The organism is Pedobacter sp. 05L430 (genome assembly GCF_056397585.1).
In genome coordinates this window covers 1-4,328 of the sequence record NZ_JBFTNT010000333.1, presented here as the reverse complement: position 1 = coordinate 4,328, position 4,328 = coordinate 1, and the positions used below count along the sequence as shown (strand labels likewise).

Here is a 4,328-nt window from a genome sequence, read left to right as displayed (position 1 = left end):
CAGTAGGGAAAGAAAAGAACTATGTAAGGATAGAACCGGGTAGTTTGGAAAGTATTAAAGAAGGGTTAGATGCTGCGAGTCCGGCAAATATTGAAAAATTAGTGGCTCTTGGAGATAAAACTGTAAGCGAAAATGAGAATTTTTTAAACCAGATTGCTAAATTCCTTGTAGAGGAACAAAAAAAATCTACTTCTAAAATGCCCTGGGATTTTATAAAAGTTGCACGCTAGCCCTTAAATGAAAGGCTATTTAAGGAGTGGTTATTTTACAGGCCTGATAAAAACAGAATACAAATAAAATAAATGCCAAAACTTTTAATACACTAATGGTATAACGTGTTAAAGATGATTTTTTTGTTTTTTTGAGATACATGGTGTTAAATTTTATTTATCACTTTTTAATTCAACTCAAAATTAACTGAGAAATGACCTGATATCAACTGTGAAAATACGCAGTTGTTCAATTTCAAAATATAAAAACGCACTTGTTTGTTAATCAAGTGCGTTTTTGTTATTCAAAGTCAATTTTCTGATCCCTTATTTTGAATGCTCTTGTTTTCTTTTTTTAATCTTGTACTGTTCCAATGAATTTTCTTTTTTTTGGGGGCAGTTAAGTCTTTGTTCTCGAGTTCTTCAATATACCTATCTATAGGAATATCTCTTAAGTGTCCAGGTTTTGCATGAATAGCTGTACCGGTCAAATTAGAACCAATTTCCTTAGGGACCTGTTCCTCATTTCCATTTTGATTATTCATAGCCGTTGGATTTGATGTACAATAGAAACATTTGAAAAAGTGATGTTGTTTTAGAAAAGAGCATCACTTTTTCAAAATGATAAATATAAAAGGGTAGATGTAGGGGGAGGTAATGTAGAACCAAACTTTACCACAAAGCCAGATTGCTCTGGCTTTGTGGATGTTAATTAAACTTTAGGGATTTTTGGTTCTTTATATTATTGGATAATTTTTCCGTCTTTGTCAATTTTCAAAGAACCAGTTTCTGTTTCTTTTTTAACATCAACTTGGTAATATGTAGATTTGTCTGGATTAGTTACAAGAAATGCAGCCGTTGGCGTCCATGCTTTAACCGGTTCAGACTGTAATGTTTTTTGAACTGGCTCAGGAAGGTCTTTTAATTCAACCGGAGCTTTTGTAACGCTATCTTGTTGAACAGCAACTCTAACTGGGTTTTTAATGTCGCTTGCTTTTACTGTAGTTAATCCTGCTAATGCTAAAAATGCTGCTGATAAGATGATCTTTTTCATAATACTTATTTTAAAATTTCAGTTAAAAATTCTTGTTAGTTATGTTTAGACTAGGCTACATAATGGTGCCTAAATCATTTGTTTTTGGCATGTAATTGATTTACAGTTGATTGTGTGTTTTATTGGGTTTTGAAGTTGTAGAGAAACTCCACAGTTTGGTGAGTTCAGAAACAAAAAAGGGTTCTCGCTGGAACATGGTAGGTGGTCTGTTGCCGAACAGTCTGCGCTTTTTTGCGTTAAGAAATTTTATATCTCTAATTCCACTTATCAGGTTCCATATAACCTGATAAGTGGAATTCCCTGATTATGTAATAACATTGGAGCGCAGAGGCAATGTAAACTACATGATCATAGCAAATGCAGCTTAGTTTATTTTTAAACGGTATGGCTATTCTATAATTCAGGTTTTTTATCCACTTCACTAACACTCAGACCTCACCTCAGTTAAACTCCTGTTTAACAGGGACACAGACCTGCAGCAGAGGAGTGAGACACCTGTGAAACACCTGTTGTTAATATACCTGAATCGAACTGTACCTAAGCCGAGACCAAGGAAAAAGCGGGTTTTTAGTGAATTATTACCGCAAAGATTAGTTGCCGTAAATAACAATAAGAGGATAACGTAAAAAAAAAGGAGGGCGATCATTGTGATACACCTTCCTTTTTTAAAGATTAAAAGTAATGATTACTGCATATCTCTTTGTACTTTACGTGCAGTGCCTTTTCCTGGCAGATAAATCTGGAACCCTACTGCAAGACCCAGATTGTGTGCATAAGCACTGCTTCCGAAGCCAACAACACCATTGTATTTAAGTAATGCTTCTAAGCCAATACTAGGTGTTACAAAATAAGTCCAACCGGGACCAAAGCTAAATCCTAAACCATTTGTTGAACCACCAACTGAAGGATTTACGCCTGAAACACCAACAGTAGCTTCACCAAAGAACCTGGAGTTGTTAGCCACTTCATTAGCTCCGGTAGCACCGTAATAGCGTCCAAGAGCGCCAATGCCATAGCTAATATCAGTACCTGCATTTTTAGCTGTTGCAAGACCGAAAGAAACGTCGCCACCAAGTGCTAAACCATCCTGAACAAACCACGCGGCTTTTGGATTTATTTTTAAACTAAATACATTTGGTTTGTCCAATCCGAAAGAAATGTTTGATAGATTGGCACCAATCATTACGTTGCCCTTCTGTATCTGAGCAGTTGCTCCAAATAACACAGTGACACATAAAACAAGAGTTAAAGTTAATTTTTTCATAGCTCGATTTTTTAATTATATAATAAGTTAACAAATCTTGAAGTTTTTTGTTTACGAAATGTATAATTAGGACTTAAGAGGTTGATAGGTAGTTAAGTTAGCTAGTCGAATAGCTGAAGTTGATATGGATCACCGGAGCGGGGGGGAATCTGGATTTCATTGAAATTAGAAAGTGATATACCAAGTAATCTTACCTTTTTATCTACTAAATCAATATTTTCAAGAAGAAGCTTGGCTGTAGCTATTATGATTTGATAATCGGAAACAGGATTAGGAAAGGACTGATTCCTGGTGATCTGTTTAAAATCACTATATTTTAGTTTAAGTGTAATGGTTCTTCCCTTAAGCTGATTCTTGTTTAAACGAAATGCAAGTTTATCTGCTAGTTTACTTAATTCAGTGTACATTTCTTCAATCGTGATTAAATCGTGCTCAAAGGTATCTTCTACAGCCAGCGATTTTGTTTGCCTTTCTGGCTGAACGGCGCGGTGGTCAATACCCCTTACAATTGCATAATAGAATTTACCCACCTTACCAAAGTATTTAATCAGGTCCTGTTCAGTGAGTCGTTTAAGATCTGCCCCTGTATGCAACTGCATACTTTTCATTTTTTTTGCGGTGACTTTACCAACGCCAAAAAAACGCTCAACAGGAAGCCTTTCCATAAAGCTTTCGATTTTTGAAGGGCCAATGAACGTTAATCCATCTGGTTTATTCATATCAGACGCAATTTTTGCAACAAATTTACCAGATGATACTCCCGCAGAAGCAGTTAAGTTAAGCTCGTCTTTGATGGCCTGTTTAATTTGTTTAGCTATCTCTAATGCTGAACCTATATTTAACTTATCCTGGGTTACATCAAGATAGGCCTCGTCTAAAGATAATGGTTCGATAAGATCAGTATATCGACTAAAAATCTCTCGGATATGTGTAGATACAGCTTTATAAGCATCAAATCTTGGTCGTACAAATATGATCTCAGGACAAAGCTGAAGTGCTTGTCGTGAAGGCATCGCTGATTTAACGCCAAATTTGCGTGCCTCGTAACTTGCTGTAGCCACAACTCCGCGTCCATCAGGTGAGCCGCCAACAGCAATGGGTTTCCCTTTGAATTCGGGAAAATCGCGCTGTTCAACTGATGCATAAAATGCATCCATATCAATATGGATTATTTTTCTGATCACAGTTTAAATTTAGGCATTCCTTTACAAAAGTATTTTAATAAGGAAACAATAACGTTGTTTATATGTTTTTAAGCAAAACAAAGACATTAATTATGCAAAAAGACTTAAATCCATATGAATTTACTCTCGAAATTAAGGGCGATCCAAGTGCTATAAGAGTGGAAATACCAAAAGAAGGGGATTATATTGTATATGTTAATGGAGAAAGGACCGGGCACATCTATTGCATTAAGGGAAGTAATTCGGTACAGTGGAAAACAACAGATCACATTAGTCAGGAGCTTGTGGATGAAATAGGAAAGCACATTGAAATTTTGGAAAGCAAAATAGGATAATTCTTATATTGCCGCAGAAACCAACTGTTATACTGAGGCAAGTAAGCTATGAAAGAAATTAAATGGGGTATTATAGGTTGCGGAGACGTGACTGAAGTAAAAAGTGGTCCTGCTTTTAATAAAGTTCCTAATTCATCTCTTGTTGCAGTAATGCGAAGAGATGTAGCCAAAGCCCGGGATTATGCATCCAGGCACAATGTGCCTGCATGGTACGATAATGCAGAAAAATTAATTAATGACCCCGAGGTAAATGCTGTTTATATAGCAACCCCACCTTTACAG

At 36.1% G+C, this 4,328-nt stretch carries 6 protein-coding genes and 1 pseudogene; 3 read left to right on the top strand and 4 right to left on the bottom strand.

What is annotated here, in order from left to right:
- Nucleotides 1–230, top strand: a pseudogene (locus AC1DG9_RS24000) (patatin); the annotation flags it as partial.
- 290 nt (nucleotides 231–520) lie between these two features.
- On the opposite strand, the gene AC1DG9_RS23995 reads toward AC1DG9_RS24000, so the two are convergent.
- The 4 genes from AC1DG9_RS23995 to dinB form a co-directional block, all read right to left on the bottom strand.
- Entirely contained in the window at nucleotides 521–754 is a 234-nt protein-coding gene (locus AC1DG9_RS23995) for a hypothetical protein (protein WP_337716288.1), read from the bottom strand.
- Nucleotides 755–951: 197 nt separating this feature from the next.
- Nucleotides 952–1,263 (bottom strand): hypothetical protein, encoded by a 312-nt coding sequence (locus AC1DG9_RS23990; RefSeq protein WP_048905294.1) that lies wholly within the window; start codon nucleotides 1,261–1,263, stop codon nucleotides 952–954.
- 685 nt (nucleotides 1,264–1,948) lie between these two features.
- Nucleotides 1,949–2,527 (bottom strand): hypothetical protein, encoded by a 579-nt coding sequence (locus AC1DG9_RS23985; RefSeq protein WP_337716286.1) that lies wholly within the window; start codon nucleotides 2,525–2,527, stop codon nucleotides 1,949–1,951.
- 101 nt (nucleotides 2,528–2,628) lie between these two features.
- Nucleotides 2,629–3,684: a DNA polymerase IV gene (gene dinB / locus AC1DG9_RS23980; protein ID WP_477612262.1), complete on the bottom strand. Its 1,056-nt coding sequence runs from the start codon at nucleotides 3,682–3,684 to the stop codon at nucleotides 2,629–2,631.
- Nucleotides 3,685–3,803: 119 nt separating this feature from the next.
- On the opposite strand from dinB, the gene AC1DG9_RS23975 reads away from it, so the two are divergent.
- Together AC1DG9_RS23975 and AC1DG9_RS23970 are read left to right on the top strand one after the other, a co-directional pair.
- Nucleotides 3,804–4,046 (top strand): hypothetical protein, encoded by a 243-nt coding sequence (locus AC1DG9_RS23975; RefSeq protein WP_172663029.1) that lies wholly within the window; start codon nucleotides 3,804–3,806, stop codon nucleotides 4,044–4,046.
- 48 nt (nucleotides 4,047–4,094) lie between these two features.
- The coding region (locus AC1DG9_RS23970) for a Gfo/Idh/MocA family protein (protein WP_477635377.1) at nucleotides 4,095–4,328 on the top strand (234 nt) is incomplete at its 3' end.